The sequence below is a fragment of the Polaromonas naphthalenivorans CJ2 genome (genome assembly GCF_000015505.1).
In the GTDB taxonomy this organism is placed as follows: Bacteria; Pseudomonadota; Gammaproteobacteria; order Burkholderiales; family Burkholderiaceae_C; genus Polaromonas; species Polaromonas naphthalenivorans.
In genome coordinates, this window is sequence record NC_008781.1 from 4,391,940 (window position 1) to 4,410,291 (window position 18,352).

Annotated in this window: 17 protein-coding genes; 6 read left to right on the plus strand and 11 right to left on the minus strand. The window is 57.9% G+C overall.

The annotated features are described in order from the left end of the window. Positions 1–53 precede the first annotated feature (53 nt). Genes lptC through PNAP_RS20475 form a run of 3 tightly spaced genes read right to left on the minus strand, consistent with a single transcriptional unit; the run spans position 54 to position 2,375 of the window. Positions 54–767: an LPS export ABC transporter periplasmic protein LptC gene (gene lptC / locus PNAP_RS20465; protein WP_011803458.1), complete on the minus strand. Its 714-nt coding sequence runs from the start codon at positions 765–767 to the stop codon at positions 54–56. Continuing rightward, positions 764–1,381: a KdsC family phosphatase gene (locus PNAP_RS20470; RefSeq protein ID WP_011803459.1), complete on the minus strand. Its 618-nt coding sequence runs from the start codon at positions 1,379–1,381 to the stop codon at positions 764–766. Before PNAP_RS20470 ends, lptC begins: the two co-directional genes overlap by 4 nt. A 1-nt stretch (position 1,382) precedes the next feature. Next, positions 1,383–2,375: a KpsF/GutQ family sugar-phosphate isomerase gene (locus PNAP_RS20475; RefSeq protein WP_011803460.1), complete on the minus strand. Its 993-nt coding sequence runs from the start codon at positions 2,373–2,375 to the stop codon at positions 1,383–1,385. Between the two features lie 90 nt (positions 2,376–2,465). On the opposite strand from PNAP_RS20475, the gene PNAP_RS20480 reads away from it, so the two are divergent. Next, the gene (locus tag PNAP_RS20480; protein WP_011803461.1) at positions 2,466–4,451 is read left to right on the plus strand and encodes a cation:proton antiporter domain-containing protein; all 1,986 of its coding nucleotides are present in this window, start codon (positions 2,466–2,468) and stop codon (positions 4,449–4,451) included. 66 nt (positions 4,452–4,517) lie between these two features. Here the strand turns inward: PNAP_RS20480 and PNAP_RS20485 are convergent, their stop codons facing one another. The 8 genes from PNAP_RS20485 to PNAP_RS27225 all read right to left on the minus strand — a co-directional run bounded on the left by PNAP_RS20485 (position 4,518) and on the right by PNAP_RS27225 (position 10,608). After that, positions 4,518–5,198 (minus strand): hypothetical protein, encoded by a 681-nt coding sequence (locus PNAP_RS20485; protein ID WP_011803462.1) that lies wholly within the window; start codon positions 5,196–5,198, stop codon positions 4,518–4,520. 168 nt (positions 5,199–5,366) lie between these two features. Next, positions 5,367–5,858 carry a cyclic nucleotide-binding domain-containing protein gene (locus tag PNAP_RS20490; RefSeq protein WP_011803463.1) on the minus strand — a complete coding sequence of 164 codons (492 nt, stop codon included), beginning with the start codon at positions 5,856–5,858 and terminating at the stop codon, positions 5,367–5,369. A 153-nt stretch (positions 5,859–6,011) separates the two neighbouring features. Continuing rightward, positions 6,012–7,448 (minus strand): tRNA uridine-5-carboxymethylaminomethyl(34) synthesis GTPase MnmE, encoded by a 1,437-nt coding sequence (mnmE, locus tag PNAP_RS20495; RefSeq protein WP_011803464.1) that lies wholly within the window; start codon positions 7,446–7,448, stop codon positions 6,012–6,014. A 54-nt stretch (positions 7,449–7,502) separates the two neighbouring features. Continuing rightward, positions 7,503–9,212, minus strand: a complete 1,710-nt coding sequence (gene yidC, locus PNAP_RS20500) for a membrane protein insertase YidC (RefSeq protein ID WP_011803465.1) — start codon at positions 9,210–9,212, stop codon at positions 7,503–7,505. Further along, positions 9,209–9,526, minus strand: a complete 318-nt coding sequence (yidD, locus tag PNAP_RS25970) for a membrane protein insertion efficiency factor YidD (protein WP_011803466.1) — start codon at positions 9,524–9,526, stop codon at positions 9,209–9,211. The genes yidC and yidD overlap by 4 nt, the downstream gene beginning before the upstream one ends. Continuing rightward, positions 9,523–9,933 (minus strand): ribonuclease P protein component, encoded by a 411-nt coding sequence (locus PNAP_RS20505; protein ID WP_041376857.1) that lies wholly within the window; start codon positions 9,931–9,933, stop codon positions 9,523–9,525. The genes yidD and PNAP_RS20505 overlap by 4 nt, the downstream gene beginning before the upstream one ends. Positions 9,934–9,990: 57 nt before the next feature. After that, complete coding sequence (gene rpmH / locus PNAP_RS25975; RefSeq protein WP_007862708.1) at positions 9,991–10,125, minus strand: 50S ribosomal protein L34; 135 nt, start codon at positions 10,123–10,125, stop codon at positions 9,991–9,993. Positions 10,126–10,350: 225 nt separating this feature from the next. After that, positions 10,351–10,608, minus strand: coding sequence for a hypothetical protein (locus PNAP_RS27225; RefSeq protein ID WP_157040345.1), 258 nt, complete (start codon positions 10,606–10,608; stop codon positions 10,351–10,353). A gap of 302 nt (positions 10,609–10,910) precedes the next feature. Between PNAP_RS27225 and dnaA the strand changes: the two genes are divergently transcribed. From dnaA to PNAP_RS20535, 5 genes are all read left to right on the plus strand, one after another. Further along, positions 10,911–12,308 (plus strand): chromosomal replication initiator protein DnaA, encoded by a 1,398-nt coding sequence (gene dnaA, locus PNAP_RS20515; RefSeq protein ID WP_011803468.1) that lies wholly within the window; start codon positions 10,911–10,913, stop codon positions 12,306–12,308. A 274-nt stretch (positions 12,309–12,582) separates the two neighbouring features. After that, positions 12,583–13,689, plus strand: coding sequence for a DNA polymerase III subunit beta (dnaN, locus tag PNAP_RS20520; RefSeq protein ID WP_011803469.1), 1,107 nt, complete (start codon positions 12,583–12,585; stop codon positions 13,687–13,689). A 99-nt stretch (positions 13,690–13,788) separates the two neighbouring features. Next, the gene (gyrB, locus tag PNAP_RS20525) at positions 13,789–16,413 is read left to right on the plus strand and encodes a DNA topoisomerase (ATP-hydrolyzing) subunit B (RefSeq protein WP_011803470.1); all 2,625 of its coding nucleotides are present in this window, start codon (positions 13,789–13,791) and stop codon (positions 16,411–16,413) included. 7 nt (positions 16,414–16,420) lie between these two features. Further along, a complete protein-coding gene (locus tag PNAP_RS20530) occupies positions 16,421–17,032 on the plus strand; it encodes a 3'-5' exonuclease (RefSeq protein WP_011803471.1) in 612 nt (203 codons plus the stop codon). An 84-nt stretch (positions 17,033–17,116) separates the two neighbouring features. Next, positions 17,117–18,214, plus strand: coding sequence for a 3-deoxy-7-phosphoheptulonate synthase (locus PNAP_RS20535; protein WP_011803472.1), 1,098 nt, complete (start codon positions 17,117–17,119; stop codon positions 18,212–18,214). Positions 18,215–18,352 lie beyond the last annotated feature (138 nt).

An 18,352-nucleotide genomic window follows, 5' to 3' on the forward strand; every position in this document is an offset into this window, starting at 1 on the left:
TTGCGTTTTTGAGCACAGAAACCAGATTTTTGATGAACGGCTTGCAGGCGCGCCTACCTTAGAGGCGCAGAGCTGGAAGCTGCGGGACGAACTGATGATTTCGGCATCAATACACCACGAACGCGCCCCGTCAGTACAGCCACCTGGTCGAGGTTGTTGTAAGCGAAGACATTCCCAGTGAACTGGTCCGCCCCACGAATCAGGAGTACAGGCTTATGCGACTGGACACGCTCCTCATTCAAAAAGGCGTGAAGAAACTCGCCCTGAAACTCAAGCCGTGGCGCCTCCTTGCCTTGTTCGTTCAGGCTGGCTTCACGTACCACCCGCGCATTGCCAGTCAGTTGAACTTCCGAGCCATCGCCATTGGAATAGGCCCGGTTGGCAGTAGCCGTGGTGAGTTGTCCATTGATGTTGATGCTGTGAATCCTGGCCTGGTCAATTTCCAGAATATCGGTATCGGCAAAATGCCGCGCCTCCGTGCCTGCAATTTCGCTTTTAAGCTTGCCGCCTTCGTCAAAAGTTTTGATGGTGAAATTTTGCATGAAGTAATCCACCTCGTGGCTTACTTCCCTGACCGACTCAGGTGCATTGAACGTCGGCGTATTGCGCACCAGCCAATAGGTTCCCAAAGCCAGTGTGCCCATCATCAGCAGCGGCATATAAATAGCCGTTCTGTCCCAGAGAGTCAGAAATTTTCGCCATCCGCTTTTGTGTCGTGTCGATGCGCTACCGGGGCCTTTAAGCTGCTCAGGAAGACTGCTTGTCATGGGATGTACTCGCGCAGCAACGTAGCATAGTGCCCGCTGGCGACAAGCAACACATCACAAAATTCACGGGCTGCGCCCTGACCACCGGAAGCTTGTGTCACATGATGGGCCCGTGCCCTGACTTCCAGGTGCGCATTGGCAGGCGCGCAACTTAATGCCGAGCGGCTCATGACTGGCAAATCAGGCCAGTCATCGCCCATCGCTGCCGCAGCATTCCAGTCCAGACCCAAGGCTTGCAAGGTCTGTTCAGCAGCAGGACGCTTGTCCTCGGTGCCAAAGTGTGAATGGGTAATGCCCAGCGCCTGAAGCCGCGCGCGCAGCACTGAGCTGTCACGGCCGGTAATGACGACAGGGGTAATACCCGCCTTTTGCAGCAGCTTCAAACCATGGCCGTCGAGTGTGTTGAAGCGTTTGATGATCTCGCCGGACGACCTGAAACCATTCAGCCTCCCGGCGTGTTCATGACCATCGGGATACTCCGAAAAATACAGCCCGCCATCGGTCAGCACGCCATCCACATCAAAAAAAGCAACCTTGACGCTTTGCGCACGCAACAGCAGTTCAGGTGGAAAATTCAGGAAAGGCGCTGACCTTGAAGAGGAAAGGAGTGTCATATCAAATTACCTTGGCGCGCATCAGGTCGTTGGTGTTAAGGGCACCGCACAGCGCTCCGGCCTCATCGACCACCAGCACGCTGTTGATCTGGTACTGTTCCATCAGCGCCACGGCTTCGACGGCGAGAGAATTGATCCTGACGGTATGCGGACGGGCATGCATCACGTCAGCGGCAGTGAGGCTGCGCAGGTCCACACCTTTTTCGACCAGCCGGCGCAGGTCGCCGTCAGTAAAAATTCCCAGCACGCACTGCTTGCCATCCACCACGGCAGAGGCGCCCAGGCCCTTGGCGCTCATCTCGCGCATGAGTTCCGTAAAAGAGGTTTCCGGCATCACTTGCGGCACGGCATTGCCGCTGCGCATTACGTCACTGACATGCGTGAGCAGCTTGCGGCCAAGCGCACCACCAGGATGCGAACGGGCAAAATCCTCTTCCCGGAAACCGCGCGCATCGAGCAGCGCAACTGAGAGTGCATCGCCCATTGCCAGTTGCGCCGTGGTACTGGACGTCGGCGCCAGATTCAGTGGACACGCCTCTCTGGCGACACTGGTATCGAGCGTGACATGGGCCTGTTTGGCCAGAGTGGATTGAGCGCCTCCAGTCATGGCGATGAGCGCGACCCCCAGACGGATTAAAACAGGAAGAATTGCGACCAGTTCCTCGCTTTCGCCGCTGTTGGAAATGGCGAGCACCACATCGACCGCCTGGATCATTCCCAGATCGCCATGACTGGCTTCAGCCGGATGCACAAACATGGCGGGTGTGCCTGTAGAAGCCAGCGTGGCGGCAATCTTGCGGCCGATATGCCCGCTTTTTCCCATGCCCATGACGACCACCCGGCCGGGACAGGCGAACATCAGCCCGACGGCTTGAACAAACTCGTCTCCAATCCGGCTCGCCAAGTCCAGTACGGCACCGGCTTCAATTTCAAACGTCTTCCTGGCAAGGCTCAGGGCCTGCCCGGCATTAATATTCGCGGCATCAAAACTCATGGCTGCATTCTATCGACGCCTATAGAAGCCAGCCTTCCAGAAACCTGAAAACCGGCCTGACGCTGAAAATCCATCAGCTACCATCAAAAGATGAGCGCACTTGAGCTAACCCTTTTATATCTACTGGCCTCAGTGCTGGGGGTAGTCATTTGCCGCTCATTTAAGTTGCCGCCCATGCTGGGTTATTTGTCTGTCGGCGTGGTGATTGGTCCGCACGCGCTGGCGCTGGCGCAAAATTCCGACGGAGTGCGCCATCTGGGGGAATTCGGCGTGGTGTTTTTGATGTTTGTGATCGGGCTGGAATTCAACCTTCCCAAGCTGCGCTCGATGCGCCGCCATGTGTTCGGGCTTGGTCTTCTCCAGGTGGCCCTCACCATGGTGCTGGTGACCCTGGGTTCACTTTTTCTGGCCGTCGTGGCACCTGCTCTATGGAACATGCAATGGCAAACCGCCCTGGCCCTGTCAGGCGCAATGGCCATGAGCAGCACTGCCATTGTGGTCAAACTATTGGCTGAGCGGCTGGAACTGGCCTCCGAGCACGGCAAGCGCATCATGGGCATCCTGCTGCTCCAGGATCTGGCCGTGGTGCCGTTGCTGGTGCTGATTCCTGCCTTGGGCTCACCGGCTGACGAGTTGTTCATGGCATTGGGCATTGCCGCCCTGAAAGCGGCCGTGCTGCTGGGCCTGCTGCTGACCGGAGGGCAGCGCGTCATGCGCTGGTGGCTCACGATCGTGGCAAGGCGCAAGAGTGAAGAGCTGTTTGTGCTGAATTTGCTGCTGGTGACGCTGGCGCTGGCCTGGCTGACCGAGCTGGCCGGTTTGAGCCTGGCCCTAGGCGCCTTCATCGCCGGCATGCTGATTTCCGAAACCCAGTACAAACACCAGGTCGAAACCGACATCAGGCCTTTTCATGATGTACTGCTGGGGCTTTTTTTCATCAGCGTCGGCATGATGCTGGACTGGCATGAGGTTGTGGATCACTGGGCGCTGGTGCTACTGCTCTTGACGCTGCCAGTATTGTTCAAGCTGATCCTGGTGACTGCCCTGGCACGAGTCCTCGGAGCGACGGCCGGTGTATCCCTGCGCACCGGCCTGTACCTGGCGCAGGCCGGCGAGTTTGGCTTTGTGCTGCTGTCCCTGGCGCAAGGCAGCAAGCTGGTGCCGCCCGCCCTGATGAATCCCATCCTGGCCAGCATGGTGCTGTCGATGCTGGCCACGCTGTTCATGATCATGTATGCCAACCGCATCGTGATGAAGCTGGTTTCAAGCGAATGGCTGCAACAGTCGCTTCAGATGACAACGATTGCCAGCAAATCCATGAGCGTCAACAAGCACGTCATCATTTGCGGTTATGGCCGATGTGGCCAGAACCTGGGCCGCATGCTGGAGCGCGAAGGCATTCCCTATATCGCGCTGGACCTGGACCCTGACCGGGTACGGCAGGCTGCAGCGGCAGGCAACTCGGTGGTGTTTGGCGACGCGGTTCGGCTGCAGGCCCTGATAGCGGCCGGCTTGGCACGGGCCAGTGCCGTGGTGGTGACCTACCTGGACACCGCCAGCGCCCTGAAAGTGCTCGCCAATACACGTACCCATGCGCCCACGGTACCGATCATTGTTCGCACCGTTGACGACCGTGATCTGGAAAAGCTCAAGGCTGGCGGCGCCACTGAAGTGGTTCCCGAGGCGATTGAAGGCAGTCTGATGCTGGCCAGCCATGCGCTGGCGCTGGTGGGTGTGCCCATGCGCCGAGTGATCCGCGTGGTACAGGACCAGCGCGATGCGCGCTACAACCTGCTGCGCGGCTATTTTCGCGGTGCGGACGATGACACGGCAGACGAGCTGGAGCAGGAACGCTTGTCCACCGTGACACTTGTTCCTGGGCTCAGTTCAGTCGGCCAGACGCTGGGCGAGATGGCGCTGCACACGGTGGATGTGCGAGTGGTGAGCCTGCGCCGGGGTAATGGCAAAACGCTCAAAGCGCTTGAAGAAACCAGCCTGGAAGGCGGCGACACGCTGGTCCTGTCGGGGAAACCGGAAGCACTGGCGCTGGCCGAGCAGAAACTTTTGCGCGACTAAAGGTCACCCCCATCATGCACAAACGAGTGTCAAAGATGCTCCCGAATGGCTTGCATAAAACCATTCTCAATGCAGGTCACCATATTGCGTATTGCTGAGGGCTGGGTAAGAGAATGATTGAGTGACTTCAGTATCTTCAAAATCCAGAAGGTGGGCCGAACGGCGTAGCCCGCTGCTGGCCTTGGTACTCTTTTCGGGCGAAACTGGAGAACTGTGGGCAGAAGCGGCAAGCAGGGCAAGTCGAAAGGCGGCGACTTCATCTGCCTGAATGGGTTCTTGGAGAAACTCCTTCTTGTTGACCGCTTGAGTCGGCAGGGGAAAGACGGCAGACGCAGAAGGTGGTGACAGTTTGCTCACGACAGCTATTTCATTGAGCCGCCAGTAAACAGCCGAAACGACGATCTCGTAACGGACCATGGCACGCTGAACAATCAGCGTTTCCAGTTCGGCAGGCTGCAGAACGGCATCACCCTTGCTGCTCGTCAAATCAATCATGACCAGATAGCTACTGCTTCGACGGTCAAGGTCAAGCACTTTGAATTTATAGCTGGCGGACAAAATCCCGGAATGGGTCATGACTTCGCGAATGGCTTCATACAACTTTTCGCGGCTGTCGTGGTTTTTTGTTTTAGAACTGCCATCGTCAAGCTCGCCCCTCTGGGCTCCAGCAGGCGGTAACTTGCCTCTCGGCATTGAAGCGTGTTTTGCTTGGCGGGATTTGCCGGAAAACCAGCTGAAAAAGAACATGTAGTCAAACCTGCTGTTGAAAGAAGCGCCTTGATTTAGCTTTTACCGCCGACAGAGTTGGTGCTGTTTTACCCAATCTCGTTTAACTCCTGTCAACCAGTAACGCTTTGTATCATATTTTAATGACCGGCTCTGAAATTCAACAGTGCATGCTTCACGGATGACTGATCAAGTCACAGCGGCCCGTTTTGGCGGAATGCTCAGGCGCTTGGCCATGACGGAGCCCATCGCCAGAGTTAATTCGAGCGCTATGGGACTATGGTGGCGTGACAGATCCTTGAAGCGTATCGGCGTGAGGCACCACATTTTGCATGGGCTTGAAGCATGGACTGTCGCCCTGCGCGGCTGATGCGTGAAAAATGAACCTTCGCCCAATACAGTTCCTGAGCCCACCAAGGCCAGGTGCATATGTGCATTTTCATCCTCTGAATGAGCACTCAAGGTGCCGCTTTCAATGAAATACAAGGTGCAGTCCCGAGCTCCCTGCTCTATCAGGATTTGCCCCTTGCTCAAGGGAAAGGGCTGCAGGAAAGCGCCCAAAATAGTCCAGTTCGGCAAGCTGAACTGACAATGCAAGGCATCACTGGACTTACAGCTTGCAACAGCCTGGGCCAGGGTCTGAATATCAAAGCGGATTGCGCCGGGAAGTAGTGCATTCATGGTGAAGTAAAGATACCTTCACACCACCGACAAACGCAGCCATAAAACTTTCACTTACATTGGATACGTTGACGTTTTGGTTTTATGAAGATAAAGAGGGTAGGTAAACTCAATCCAACCAGAAACCGACCCATTTCCGCCGAAAAACCCACGCTATTTCCCGATACAAAACTTTGAAAAAATCTCTCCCAGTAGATCGTCGGCGTTAAAAGCCCCCGTAATTGAACTCAGGTGCAGCTGCGCCTGGCGCAAATCTTCCGCCAGCAAATCCAGCGCCGGCACAGCCGCCTGCAACTGGTTCTGCGCAGTCAACAACTGAATTTGTACGCTGCGCAGTGCGCTCACATGACGCTCGCGTGCCATGAAAACGCCTTCGGGGGCCGCTTGCCATCCAACCACCCGCAGCAACTGCTCGCGCAGGGCCTGCAGACCGGCCCCGGTCTTGGCGGAAATCAGCACGCCACCGTTTACCTGACGCAGCAACTCCGGGCCGGCCATGTCGGATTTATTCCAGACATCGATGATGGCTGTATTTTTTGGAAGTTTTAAGGCCAATGCGCTTTGCAGACGGGCATCATCAGCTATGTAATTTATAGCATAAAGCGGGTTTTCGGTTGCATCATGACGGGCCAGGTCGTGCAAAAACAGCACGGCATCGGCACTTTCGATTTCGGTCCAGGCCCGCTGGATGCCAATTTTCTCGACTTCATCAAGTGCCTCACGCAAACCTGCCGTGTCCACCACATGCAGCGGCACGCCTTCAATCTGGATCAGCTGCGAAACCTTGTCGCGGGTTGTCCCGGCAACGGGTGTCACGATGGCCAGTTCAGCGCCGGCCAGCGCATTGAGCAGCGAGCTTTTGCCGACGTTGGGCTGCCCGGCAATCACGACCTTGATGCCTTCACGCAGAATCGCTCCCTGCGTGGCACGCGCAAGCACGCTGGCCAGCGTTGCCTGCAGGCGCAGCAACTGGCCTTGCGCATCGGCCTGCTGCAGAAAATCAATGTCTTCTTCGGGAAAATCCAGTGTGGCTTCGACCAGCATGCGCAGGTGAATCAACTGCTCCAGCAGCGTATTGACCGCTTGCGAAAACTCGCCCGACATCGAGCGCGCCGCAGAACGCGCAGCGGTTTCGGTGCTGGCATCAATCAGGTCGGCGATGGCTTCGGCCTGCGCCAGGTCGATCTTGTCATTGAGAAAAGCCCGCTCGGTAAATTCACCGGGTTCGGCAACCCGCAATTGGGCCAGCACCGGTTGACCTGTGGCCGGGTCAAGCGCAGCGCCTGCTTCAAGACACCGCGCCAAAAGCAGTTGCAACACGACCGGGCCGCCATGCGCCTGCAACTCCAGCACGTCTTCTCCCGTATAGGAATGGGGAGCGGGGAAGAATATCGCCAGCCCTTTGTCGATGATCTGCCCATGTGCATCGCGAAACGGCAGGTAAGTCGCCTGGCGGGGGGAAAGTTTACGCCCACACAGGGCCTGGACAACCGGGGCGATTCGCTGGCCGGAGAGGCGGACAATGCCGACTCCGCCACGACCGGGCGCAGTGGCGATGGCAACGATGGGATGATGATGACGGGCCAGCATGAAGCCTCAATGCGCAATCGGCAATGGTAAAGGGCCGCTTCGCGGCCCTTTTTGTTATCTGAACTTCGGCAGGTTGAACTGCGGAGGTACGCCCATCCGGGTGTTGATGACCCACTGCTGGGTAATCGACAGGATGTTGTTGGTGATCCAGTACAGCACCAGGCCGGCCGGGAAGAAGAAGAACATGACGCTGAAAATCAGCGGCATGAACCACATCAGCTTGGCCTGCATCGGATCGGGCGGCGCGGGGTTGAGCGCCGTCTGCAGCATGGTGGTCAATGCCATCACGACCGGCAAGATGAAATACGGGTCAGGCGAAGACAAGTCCCTGATCCACAAGATCCACGGCGCACCCCGCATCTCGACGCTGGACAGCAGCACCCAGTACAGCGCAATGAACACCGGAATCTGGATCATGATCGGGAAGCAGCCGCCCATCGGGTTGACCTTTTCCTCGCGGTAGATTTTCATCATCGCCTGCTGCATTTCCTGCGGCTTGTCTTTCAGGCGCTCACGCATTTCAGTGATCTTGGGATTGATGGCCTTCATCTTGGCCATGCTGGCATATGCCTTGGCATTCAGCCAGTAAAAAGCGATTTTCAGCAGCAGCACCAGCGCCACGATGGACCAGCCCCAGTTCTGAATGAAGCTGTGCAGCTTGTCGAGCAGCCAGTACAGCGGTTTGGCCAGAATCGTCAGCCAGCCATAGTCCTTCACCAGTTCCAGGCCGGGGGCCAGAGCTTCCAGAACTTTCTCTTCCTGCGGACCGACGAAAAACTTCGAGTCAACGGTTTTCGTTGCACCAGGGGCAATCGGGTCGAGTGGCGTGATCATGCCCACTGCGTACAAATTGGTGTCCACCTTGCGCAAAAACAGGTCACGTTTCAGGCCATCAGGCAAGATCCAGGCCGACGCAAAATAATGCTGCACCATGGCCACATAGCCATTGGTGGCCTGCTTTTCAACATCCACCTTGTTGTTTTCAATATCCTTGAATTCAACTTTCTGGTATTTCTTGGCTTCGGTGTAAATAGCCGGGCCGGTAAAGGTGGAATAAAACGATGATTCACCAGGCGGCTTGTTGCCGTCACGCACCAGCTGCAGGTAAAGCTGTGGGGCGACTGGCGTTGTGCCGGTGTTGATGATCTCGTGGCGTACAGCCAGGTCATAGGCGCCGCGCTTGATGGTGTAGGTTTTGAGCAGCTTCACACCACCCATATCGGCCGACTCGAATTTGACCTGCAACTCGTTTTGTCCGTCCTTGAGGAGGCGCTCGCCCGGAACGACGGTCATCAGGGTTTTGTGGGTGGGGAAAGTGCCACCGTTGCTGCCGGCAATCAGGCCGGTCTGCGCCACATAGACACGGTTCGTGCTTTGATCCAGCAGTACAAATCCCTGATCCTTGTGGGTCATGTCCTTGTATTTGTTAAAAGCGGTATGAACCAGCGTTCCGCCTTCGCTGTCAAAGGTCAGGGAAAGTACATCGGTATTCACCGTCAGCTGCTCTTTGGCGACGGATGGTGTGGCCAATGGCGCACCTGCCGGTACCGCAGCTGGGGAGCCAGGCATGGCGCTGGCGGAAGGCGATGGCACCGCGGCACTGCCGGTCGAAGGCACTGCAGTCGAGCCAGTTGTTTTGGCCGTCTGTGTGCTGGACGGGAAAAATGTGGCTTTATGGCCATTGAAGACCTGCCACTGGTCCCATAACAAGACCATGGAAAAACCAAAAATCACCCACAAGATGGTGCGGCGGATGTCGTTCATGACGGCGTCTTTTTAGAAGGAATGGAAGCCGCAGGCGTGAGCAGGCGGCTGAAAAAAGAAGCAGATTGTGGCGGCGGCACCGGGTCATGCCCACCTTCGCACCAAGGCTGGCAACGAACAAGACGGCGCAGTGTCAGGTAGCTTCCCGTGACTGCACCATGCCGGCTCAGTGCCAGCAGGGAATAAGCAGAACAACTGGGCTCAAACCGGCAGTTTGAACCCAGCGCGGGACTGATCAGCAGCCGGTAGCCGTTGACAACACCGATCAGAGTCATTTGCGGCAGGCGTGTCAGGGTAGTCAGAATTGGGTTCATGCTGCTCTCGCTCCAGCCTGCATCAAGGCCTGAACTTCAGCCCGGACCGCCTGCTTGAGCTGATCAGAAACGGCGCTGACAAATTCCGTTCGGGCAAAACTGCTGCGCAAGCGAACCACAAATGCAGCCTGCGGATACAGCTGAGAAAAATCAGCGCTCACGGAATAGATCTGTCTTTTGATGGCGTTGCGTGTCACGGCACGTTTGGCCCAGCGTTTGGGAACCATCGCACCGATCCACATGTCGTGCAGGTGAAACAACATGGCTGAATCAGCCGTGTTTCCGGCTCGAACGGGTACGGCTTTGGCATCCAGCCTGTTGCAGTGCAAAGCGAAATGCTGCGTTTTTGCAACAATGCTTCCAGCCAGTACGGCCTGAAACTGCGCCCGGGTTTTAAGCCGCTGCACTGGCGCCCAACATCAGCTCAAGAGCGGAAAATTACCAGATCAGCAGAGATAACCAGTTTAGACAGCCAGGCGTTTACGGCCTTTGGCACGGCGGGCAGCAATAACTGCGCGGCCACCACGGGTTTTCATGCGCGTCAGGAAACCGTGGGTACGGGCGCGCTTGACTTTGGAGGGTTGGTATGTGCGTTTCATGATAAATCCTACTGGCCCTTGCGGGCTTGTTACTGGGCTGTCAGCTGTAAAGCTTCATTTGGCGATTCGAATGATCTTGGTGGCTGTACGAAACCACGGCCAATCTGGCAAGTCTCAACAACCGGCAACACGTCTGCTGCATCCTGGCAAATGAATTCCTAGAATCCACACACAAAGCTGCGCAGGCAGCCTCAAGCCGCTACGAATCGGGAAAACCCGTGATTATCACAGATTTCTCAATACTGGCAACAAGGCAAACGCCTGGATCGTCGCGAAGGCTAAAATGAAATTGCTGGAAGGCACGCCTTTCCTTGTCCTTTCATGAACAAAGCGGATGATGATCAGGTTAGGCTGGATCAAACCGGCATGTCTTGCCTGAAATTCCGGGCGCAGGACTTCTTCTATTTTTCTCTTTCCAATCAAGTACTTGGAATTCTTTTCAAGTTGTGCGGCACGGCGCCATACAAGCCGCTTGTCAGCCATGAACAACTTTCAACTCTTGACAACAACCTGTGGATAAGTCATGGGTTGTTAAAGAGTTATCCACATGTTTTCACCTGCCATGTCGCCGCCCTGCTTGATGCGACCTGATCGGCGGGCGATTTTTCAGCGCCCAGGCCGGCAGCATGGATGCGACCTGCTGGTTTTACCGGTGCAGGCCCGTTCGGAAGTCCCTGATGTGTGGATAACTGACCGCCCCGACTACAATTGCGGGTGTTCAAAATTAACAATATCCACAAGCGGCCAGCGGCTGCTTTGCACTTGCATCCGGGACAAAAATCGTCATGAGCGCGGCGTCCGTGTCTGGTCAAAACGATGACTTGTGGCAAATTTGCGTTGACCATCTGGCTCAGGAGTTGCCTGAGCAGCAATTCAATACCTGGATCCGCCCGCTGGTTGTGATTGTTGCACCCGATTTGTCCAAAGCGACGGTCCAGGTGGGCAATCGCTTCAAGCTGGACTGGGTTCGAGCCCAGTACGCCGCCCGGATTGCTGCACTATTTGAACAACTCTCCGGCCAGAGAATCCCGATTGAACTGGCACTCGCGCCACGTGAGGCACCTGTCAAATCAGAACTCGTGGTTCGCAAATTTGAACGTGCTGCAGGGGTTGCCGAGTTGGCCAGCGTCGGAACGCCTGAAGAGGCAGCCGGTTCTGCCTTCAAAAACCGGCTCAATTCCGCCTTGACGTTTGACACCCTGATTGAAGGCACGGCCAACCGCATGGGCCGGGCTGCGGCGCTTCATGTCGCCAGCAGTCTGGGTCAGCTGTACAACCCGCTGTTTATTTACGGCGGCGTCGGTCTGGGCAAAACTCACCTGATGCACGCGATCGGCAACAAACTGATGGCCGACAACCCGGCAGCCAAGGTTCTGTACATCCACGCCGAGCAGTTTGTCTCGGATGTGGTCAAAGCCTACCAGCGCAAGACGTTTGACGATTTCAAGGAGCGTTATCACTCGCTCGATCTGCTGCTGATCGACGATGTGCAGTTTCTGGCCAACAAGGACCGCACCCAGGAAGAGTTCTTCAACGCCTTTGAGGCTTTGCTGACAAAAAAATCACACATTGTGATGACCAGTGATACCTATCCGAAAGGCTTGGCGGACATCCATGAGCGCCTGGTGTCGCGTTTTGACTCCGGCCTGACAGTGGCCATTGAGCCGCCAGAACTGGAGATGCGCGTAGCCATCCTGATCCGCAAGGCCGATGCCGATGGTGCAGTCCTGCCGGAAGAAGTGGCGTTTTTTGTCGCCAAAAATGTCCGTTCGAATGTGCGTGAACTCGAAGGCGCGCTGCGAAAAATACAGGCTTATTCCCGGTTTAGTCACAAGGAAATTTCCATCCAGTTGGCCCGGGAAGCACTGCGCGACCTGCTGTCGATCCAGAATCGACAGATTTCGGTGGAAAACATCCAGAAGACGGTGGCCAACTATTACAAGATCAAGGTTGCCGACATGTACTCAAAAAAGCGGCCCGCCAACATTGCCCGACCGCGCCAGATTGCCATGTACCTGGCCAAGGAATTGACGCAAAAAAGCCTGCCCGAGATTGGCGAGTTGTTTGGCGGACGCGACCATACCACCGTGTTGCATGCCGTACGAAAAATGGCGGCCGAGCGGCAATTGATGACTGAACTCAACCAGCAACTGCATGTACTGGAGCAAACGCTCAAGGGTTGAAAACAAGGAAATTTTTACGTTTCAGGCTTGTCAGGACGTCCCGCAAACCCTGGGGATAACTTTCTAATAACTTGTGACTTATCCACAGGAACAGGCGAAAATGAAAAGTTATTCATATTTAACACACTGTTTTCAGTATGCTTATGCACAAGGTTTGGCGCTACTCAAGTACTTGATTTAAAAGAAAAAAATGATGTTGTCCACAAAAAAGCCATCCCTCTACTACTACTACTAATTTATATTTAAGAATTAAAGATAAAGACAAAAGGAAAAGATGATTGTTCTGAAAGCCACTCAAGATAAGTTTTTAGGCGTGCTGCAATCGGTTGCGGGAATCGTGGAACGCAGGCATACCTTGCCCATTCTGGCCAACGTGCTGATCCGCAAGACCGGTGCACAACTGCAGCTCACGACGAGCGATCTGGAAATCCAGATTCGCACCACCGCCGAGCTCGATGGCGATGAAGGCGACTTCACCACCACGGTCGGCGCGCGCAAGCTGATCGATGTGCTGCGCTCCATGCCCAGCGACCAAACCGTGTCGCTCGAATCGGCGCAGAACAAGCTGATTTTGAAAGGCGGAAAAAGCCGTTTCACGCTGCAAACCCTGCCGGCCGAGGACTTTCCGCTGGTGCAGGAGGCGGCCAGCTTTGGCCCGGTGTTCTCGGTGCCGCAAAAGGTGCTGAAGGAACTGCTCAACCAGGTGTCGTTTGCCATGGCGGTGCATGACATCCGCTACTACCTCAACGGCATCCTGTTCGTGGCCGAAGGCAAGCAGTTGAGCCTGGTCGCGACCGACGGTCACCGGCTGGCGTTTTCGTCGGCGACGCTCGATGTCGAAGTGCCCAAGCAGGAAGTGATCCTGCCGCGCAAGACGGTGCTGGAAATGCAGCGCCTGCTCAGCGACAAGGAAGGCGCAATCGAGATGCAGTTTGCCGGCAACCAGGCCAAGTTCAGCTTTGAAGGCATGGAATTCGTGACCAAGCTGGTCGAAGGCAAATTCCCCGACTACAACCGGGTGATCCCGAAGAACCACAAAAACATCATCACGCTGGGCCGTGCCCCCTTGCTGGCCAGCCTGCAGCGCACCGCCATCCTGACCAGCGAAAAGTTCAAGGGCGTGCGCTTGAACATCGAACCCGGCACCTTGCGCGTGGCCTCGAACAATGCCGAGCAGGAAGAAGCGGTCGATGAACTCGACATCGATTACGACGGCGATGCCATCGAAATCGGCTTCAACGTGACCTACCTGATCGATGCCCTGAACAACATGAACCAGGACATGGTGAAAATCGAACTGGCGGACTCCAACAGCTCCGCCCTGCTCACCATTCCCGACAACGCCGCCTTCAAATACGTCGTGATGCCGATGCGAATTTGAGGCAAATTGAAGCGCAAAACGCCTGAAGCGAAAGACAGACCCGCGAAGCTTCGCGGGTTTGGTCATTCAAGAGATTGAAGAAATTGGGAACTGCTGTCCATGACTGAAGAAAACAAACTGAACGAAGCCGACCAGGTACATGTGTCCGACGGGTTGGCGGGCGAAGGAAGCTCCAATTTCCAGCCCAAAATCGACACCAACCAGGCGGGCGCCTCTGAAGCCTACGGCGAAGGTTCGATCCAGATTCTGGAAGGCCTGGAAGCAGTGCGCAAGCGCCCCGGCATGTACATCGGCGACACCTCGGACGGCACCGGGCTGCATCACCTGGTGTTCGAGGTGGTCGATAACTCCATCGACGAGTCGCTGGCCGGCCACTGCGATGACATCCTGGTCACCATCCACACCGACAACTCGGTCAGCGTGGTCGATAACGGACGCGGTATTCCGACCGGCGTGAAGATGGACGACAAGCACGAGCCGAAACGCTCGGCGGCCGAAATTGCCCTGACCGAACTGCATGCCGGCGGCAAGTTCAACCAGAACAGCTACAAGGTGTCGGGCGGCCTGCACGGCGTCGGCGTGAGCTGCGTGAATGCCTTGTCAAAAATGCTGCGGCTGACGATTCGCCGCGATGGCAAGGTGCATGTCATGGAGTTTTCCCGGGGCTTTGTGCAAAACCGCATCGTCGAGATGGCCAATGGCGTCGAGGTGTCGCCGATGAAGGTGATGGGGCCGACCGACAAGCGCGGCACCGAAGTCCACTTCTTGCCCGACACCGACATCTTCAAGGAAAACAACGATTTCCATTACGAAATCCTCAGCAAGCGCCTGCGCGAACTGAGCTTTTTGAACAACGGCGTACGCATTCGCCTGAAGGACGAACGCAGCGGCAAGGAGGATGACTTTTCCGGCACCGGCGGCGTCAAGGGCTTTGTGGAATTCATCAACAAGGGCAAGACGGTCTTGCACCCCAACGTGTTCAATGCCATGGGCGACCGCCAGAGCGACCAGGGCACCAACATCGGCGTCGAAGTGGCGATGCAGTGGAACAGCGGCTACAGCGAGCAGGTGCTGTGTTTCACCAACAACATTCCCCAGCGCGACGGCGGCACCCACCTGACCGGCCTGCGCGCGGCCATGACGCGGGTCATCAACAAATACATCGACGACACCGAGCTGGCCAAGAAAGCCAAGGTCGAGGTTACCGGCGACGACATGCGCGAAGGCCTGTGCTGCGTGCTGAGCGTGAAGGTGCCCGAGCCCAAGTTTTCGAGCCAGACCAAGGACAAGCTGGTGTCCAGCGAAGTGCGCGGCCCGGTCGAGGACATCGTCAGCCGCCTGCTGAACGACTACCTGCAGGAACGCCCGAACGACGCCAAGATCATCGTCGGCAAGATCATCGAAGCCGCCCGAGCCAGAGAAGCCGCCCGCAAGGCGCGCGACATGACGCGCCGCAAGGGCGTGCTCGACGGCATGGGCCTGCCCGGCAAGCTGGCCGACTGCCAGGAAAAAGACCCGGCGATGTGCGAGATTTACCTGGTCGAGGGCGACTCCGCCGGCGGCTCGGCCAAGCAGGGTCGTGACCGTAAGTTCCAGGCAATTTTGCCGCTCAAGGGCAAGATCCTGAACGTCGAAAAAGCCCGCTACGAAAAGCTGCTGACCAGCAACGAAATCCTGATTTTGATCACCGCTTTGGGCACCGGCATCGGCAAGGGCGGCGGCGTGGGCGGCACGCCTGGCGCCGACGACTTCAACGTCGCCAAGCTGCGCTACCACCGCATCATCATCATGACCGATGCCGACGTGGACGGCGCGCACATCCGCACGCTGCTGCTGACCTTTTTCTACCGCCAGATGCCCGAGCTGATCGAGCGTGGTCACATCTACATCGCCCAGCCGCCGCTGTACAAGGTCAAGGCCGGCAAGGAAGAGCAGTACCTGAAGGACACGGCCGCACTCGACGGCTTCCTGCTGCGGATTGCGCTGAAGGATGCGTCAGTGCAAACCGGCGCCGACGACAGCTCCGTGCTGACCGGCGATGCGCTGGGCGAACTGGCGCGCAAGCACCAGCAGGCCGAGTCGGTGATCAGCCGCCTGATGGGGTTCATGGATGCCGAGGCGCTGCGCGCGATTGCCGATGGCGTGTCGCTCAACCTGGACACGGTGGCCGACGCCGAGGTGTCCGCCGTGGCGCTGCAGGCCAAGCTGCGCGAGCTGAACACGACAGGCGCACCGGCCGAAGTGGCCGGCGAATTCGACGTGCGCAGCGACAAGCCGATTCTGCGCATCAGCCGCCGCCACCACGGCAATGTCAAGAGCAGCGTGCTGACGCAGGACTTCGTGGTCGGTGCCGACTATGCCGTCCTGGCCGAAGCGGCCAGCACTTTCCACGGCCTGATCGGCGACGGCGCCAAGGTCATGCGCGGCGAAGGCGAGCGGCGCAAGGAAGAAAAGATCAGCGACTTCCGTCAGGCCATGCGCTGGCTGATCGGCCAGGCTGAACACGGCACGGCACGCCAGCGCTACAAGGGGCTGGGCGAGATGAACCCGGCCCAGCTCTGGGAAACCACGCTCGACCCCAAGGTTCGCCGCCTGCTCAAGGTGCAGATCGACGACGCCATCGAAGCCGACCGGGTGTTCACCATGCTGATGGGCGACGAGGTCGAGCCGCGCCGCGAATTCATTGAGCAAAATGCGCTGCGGGCGGGGAATATCGACATCTGAGCCGTCCATGCCATTAACCGCCGTCATCGACTTCGAAACCACCGGCATCTCGCCGGGCTGCGGCGACCGCGCCACCGAGGTGGCAATCGTGCTGCTGGAAGGGGGCCGGGTGGTGGACCGCTTCCAGAGCCTGATGAATGCCGGGGTTCGCATTCCGTCCTTCATCACCCAGCTGACCGGCATCACCAACGCCATGGTGGCCGGCGCGCCCGACGCCGCGCAGGTCATGACGCAGGCCAGCCGCTTTGTCGGCGATGCGCCGCTGGTGGCGCACAACGCCGCGTTTGACCGCAAGTTCTGGCAGGCCGAACTGGACCGCGCCGGGCTGGCCGCGCCGCAGCCCTTTATCTGCACCCTGCTGCTGTCGCGGCGCCTGTATCCGCAGGCGCCCAACCACAAGCTGGGTTCGCTGGTCGATTTTCACGGCCTGCCGCGCACCGGGCAGGCGCACCGGGCGCTGGCCGATGCCGAAATGGCCGTCGAACTGCTGGGCCAGATCCAGCACGACCTGCGCACCCGCCACCGCGTGGCCAGTCCCGACCACGCCCTCTTGATGGCCTTGCAGCGCTGCGCCAAGTCGGCTGTCGGCGCGTTGATGGCCAGGCATGCCAGCACCTGAGCCTTCTTGAATTGCTATCGAATAAATAGCTGCTTACGCACTACTGGCTTGCGCTAGAGCCCTAAAACACTTAAATTTATCAGCATGAACACCCACGTCCGCCCTGCCACGCCGCTTTCCACCCACGACACCACTCGCATCGACGACCTGCGCATCGGCGCGGTGCGTCCGCTGATCACGCCCGCGCTGCTGCAGGAATGGCTGCCCACGCCGGTCAGCGTCCAGGCGCTGGTCGCGGCCAGCCGCGCCGCGATCTCGCGTGTGCTGCACGGCGCCGACGACCGGCTGGTGGTCGTGGTCGGGCCGTGTTCCATCCACGACCATGCGCAGGCCATGGACTACGCCCGCCAATTCAAGGCGCAGGCCGATGCGCTCAAGGACGATTTGCTGGTCGTGATGCGCGTGTATTTTGAAAAGCCGCGCACCACCGTTGGCTGGAAGGGCTACATCAACGACCCGCACCTGGACGGCAGCTTTGCCATCAACGAAGGGCTGGAAATGGCGCGCCAGCTGCTGCTCGACGTGCTGGCGCTCGGCCTGCCGGTGGGCACCGAATTCCTTGATCTGCTGAGCCCGCAGTTCATCAGCGACCTGGTGAGCTGGGGCGCGATTGGCGCGCGCACCACCGAAAGCCAGAGCCACCGCCAGCTCGCCAGCGGCCTGTCGTGCCCGGTCGGCTTCAAGAACGGCACCGACGGCGGCGTGAAGGTGGCAGCCGACGCCATCCAGGCGGCGCAGGCCACGCACGCCTTCATGGGCATGACCAAGATGGGCCAGGCGGCAATTTTTGAAACCCGGGGCAATGACGACTGCCATGTGATTCTGCGCGGCGGCAAGCAGACCAATTATTCAAAGGCCGACGTGGACGCGACCTGCGCGCAACTCAGGGCCGCCGGCCTGCGCGAGCAGGTGATGATCGACGTGTCGCACGCCAACAGCAGCAAGCAGCACCAGCGGCAAATCGAAGTCGCCGCCGACGTGGCGAGCCAGGTGGCGGCGGGCGACCACCGCATCATGGGCCTGATGATTGAAAGCCACCTCAACGAAGGCCGGCAGGACATCGTCGCCGGCCAGCCCTTGAAGCACGGCGTGTCGGTGACCGATGCGTGCATCAGTTTTGCGCAGACCGTGCCCGTGCTGCAAGGGCTGGCGGCGGCGGTGCGGGCGCGGCGCCTGGCTTGACGGTTTGATATCTGCCGACTGAAAACTACTGGCTCCGGCCAGTTTTTTTGATCTGGCTCGCTGCCGGTCGGGAATGACCATCTCGAAAAGTAGTCGGCGATTTTTATAAAACAGCATCTTTGTCAATTTAAATTTGTC

Bases quoted from the DNA above. Each gene is read 5' to 3' on its own strand.
- dnaN (WP_011803469.1), top strand. From the start codon at position 12,583: ATGATTGTTCTGAAAGCCACTCAAGATAAGTTTTTAGGCGTGCTGCAA.
- yidC (WP_011803465.1), bottom strand. From the start codon at position 9,212: ATGAACGACATCCGCCGCACCATCTTGTGGGTGATTTTTGGTTTTTCC.
- yidD (WP_011803466.1), bottom strand. From the start codon at position 9,526: ATGAACCCAATTCTGACTACCCTGACACGCCTGCCGCAAATGACTCTG.
- PNAP_RS20470 (WP_011803459.1), bottom strand. From the start codon at position 1,381: ATGACACTCCTTTCCTCTTCAAGGTCAGCGCCTTTCCTGAATTTTCCA.
- PNAP_RS27225 (WP_157040345.1), bottom strand. From the start codon at position 10,608: ATGGCTGACAAGCGGCTTGTATGGCGCCGTGCCGCACAACTTGAAAAG.
- PNAP_RS20480 (WP_011803461.1), top strand. From the start codon at position 2,466: ATGAGCGCACTTGAGCTAACCCTTTTATATCTACTGGCCTCAGTGCTG.
- PNAP_RS20475 (WP_011803460.1), bottom strand. From the start codon at position 2,375: ATGAGTTTTGATGCCGCGAATATTAATGCCGGGCAGGCCCTGAGCCTT.
- lptC (WP_011803458.1), bottom strand. From the start codon at position 767: ATGACAAGCAGTCTTCCTGAGCAGCTTAAAGGCCCCGGTAGCGCATCG.
- gyrB (WP_011803470.1), top strand. From the start codon at position 13,789: ATGACTGAAGAAAACAAACTGAACGAAGCCGACCAGGTACATGTGTCC.
- mnmE (WP_011803464.1), bottom strand. From the start codon at position 7,448: ATGCTGGCCCGTCATCATCATCCCATCGTTGCCATCGCCACTGCGCCC.
- PNAP_RS20490 (WP_011803463.1), bottom strand. From the start codon at position 5,858: ATGAATGCACTACTTCCCGGCGCAATCCGCTTTGATATTCAGACCCTG.
- PNAP_RS20485 (WP_011803462.1), bottom strand. From the start codon at position 5,198: ATGTTCTTTTTCAGCTGGTTTTCCGGCAAATCCCGCCAAGCAAAACAC.
- rpmH (WP_007862708.1), bottom strand. From the start codon at position 10,125: ATGAAACGCACATACCAACCCTCCAAAGTCAAGCGCGCCCGTACCCAC.
- dnaA (WP_011803468.1), top strand. From the start codon at position 10,911: ATGAGCGCGGCGTCCGTGTCTGGTCAAAACGATGACTTGTGGCAAATT.
- PNAP_RS20535 (WP_011803472.1), top strand. From the start codon at position 17,117: ATGAACACCCACGTCCGCCCTGCCACGCCGCTTTCCACCCACGACACC.
- PNAP_RS20530 (WP_011803471.1), top strand. From the start codon at position 16,421: ATGCCATTAACCGCCGTCATCGACTTCGAAACCACCGGCATCTCGCCG.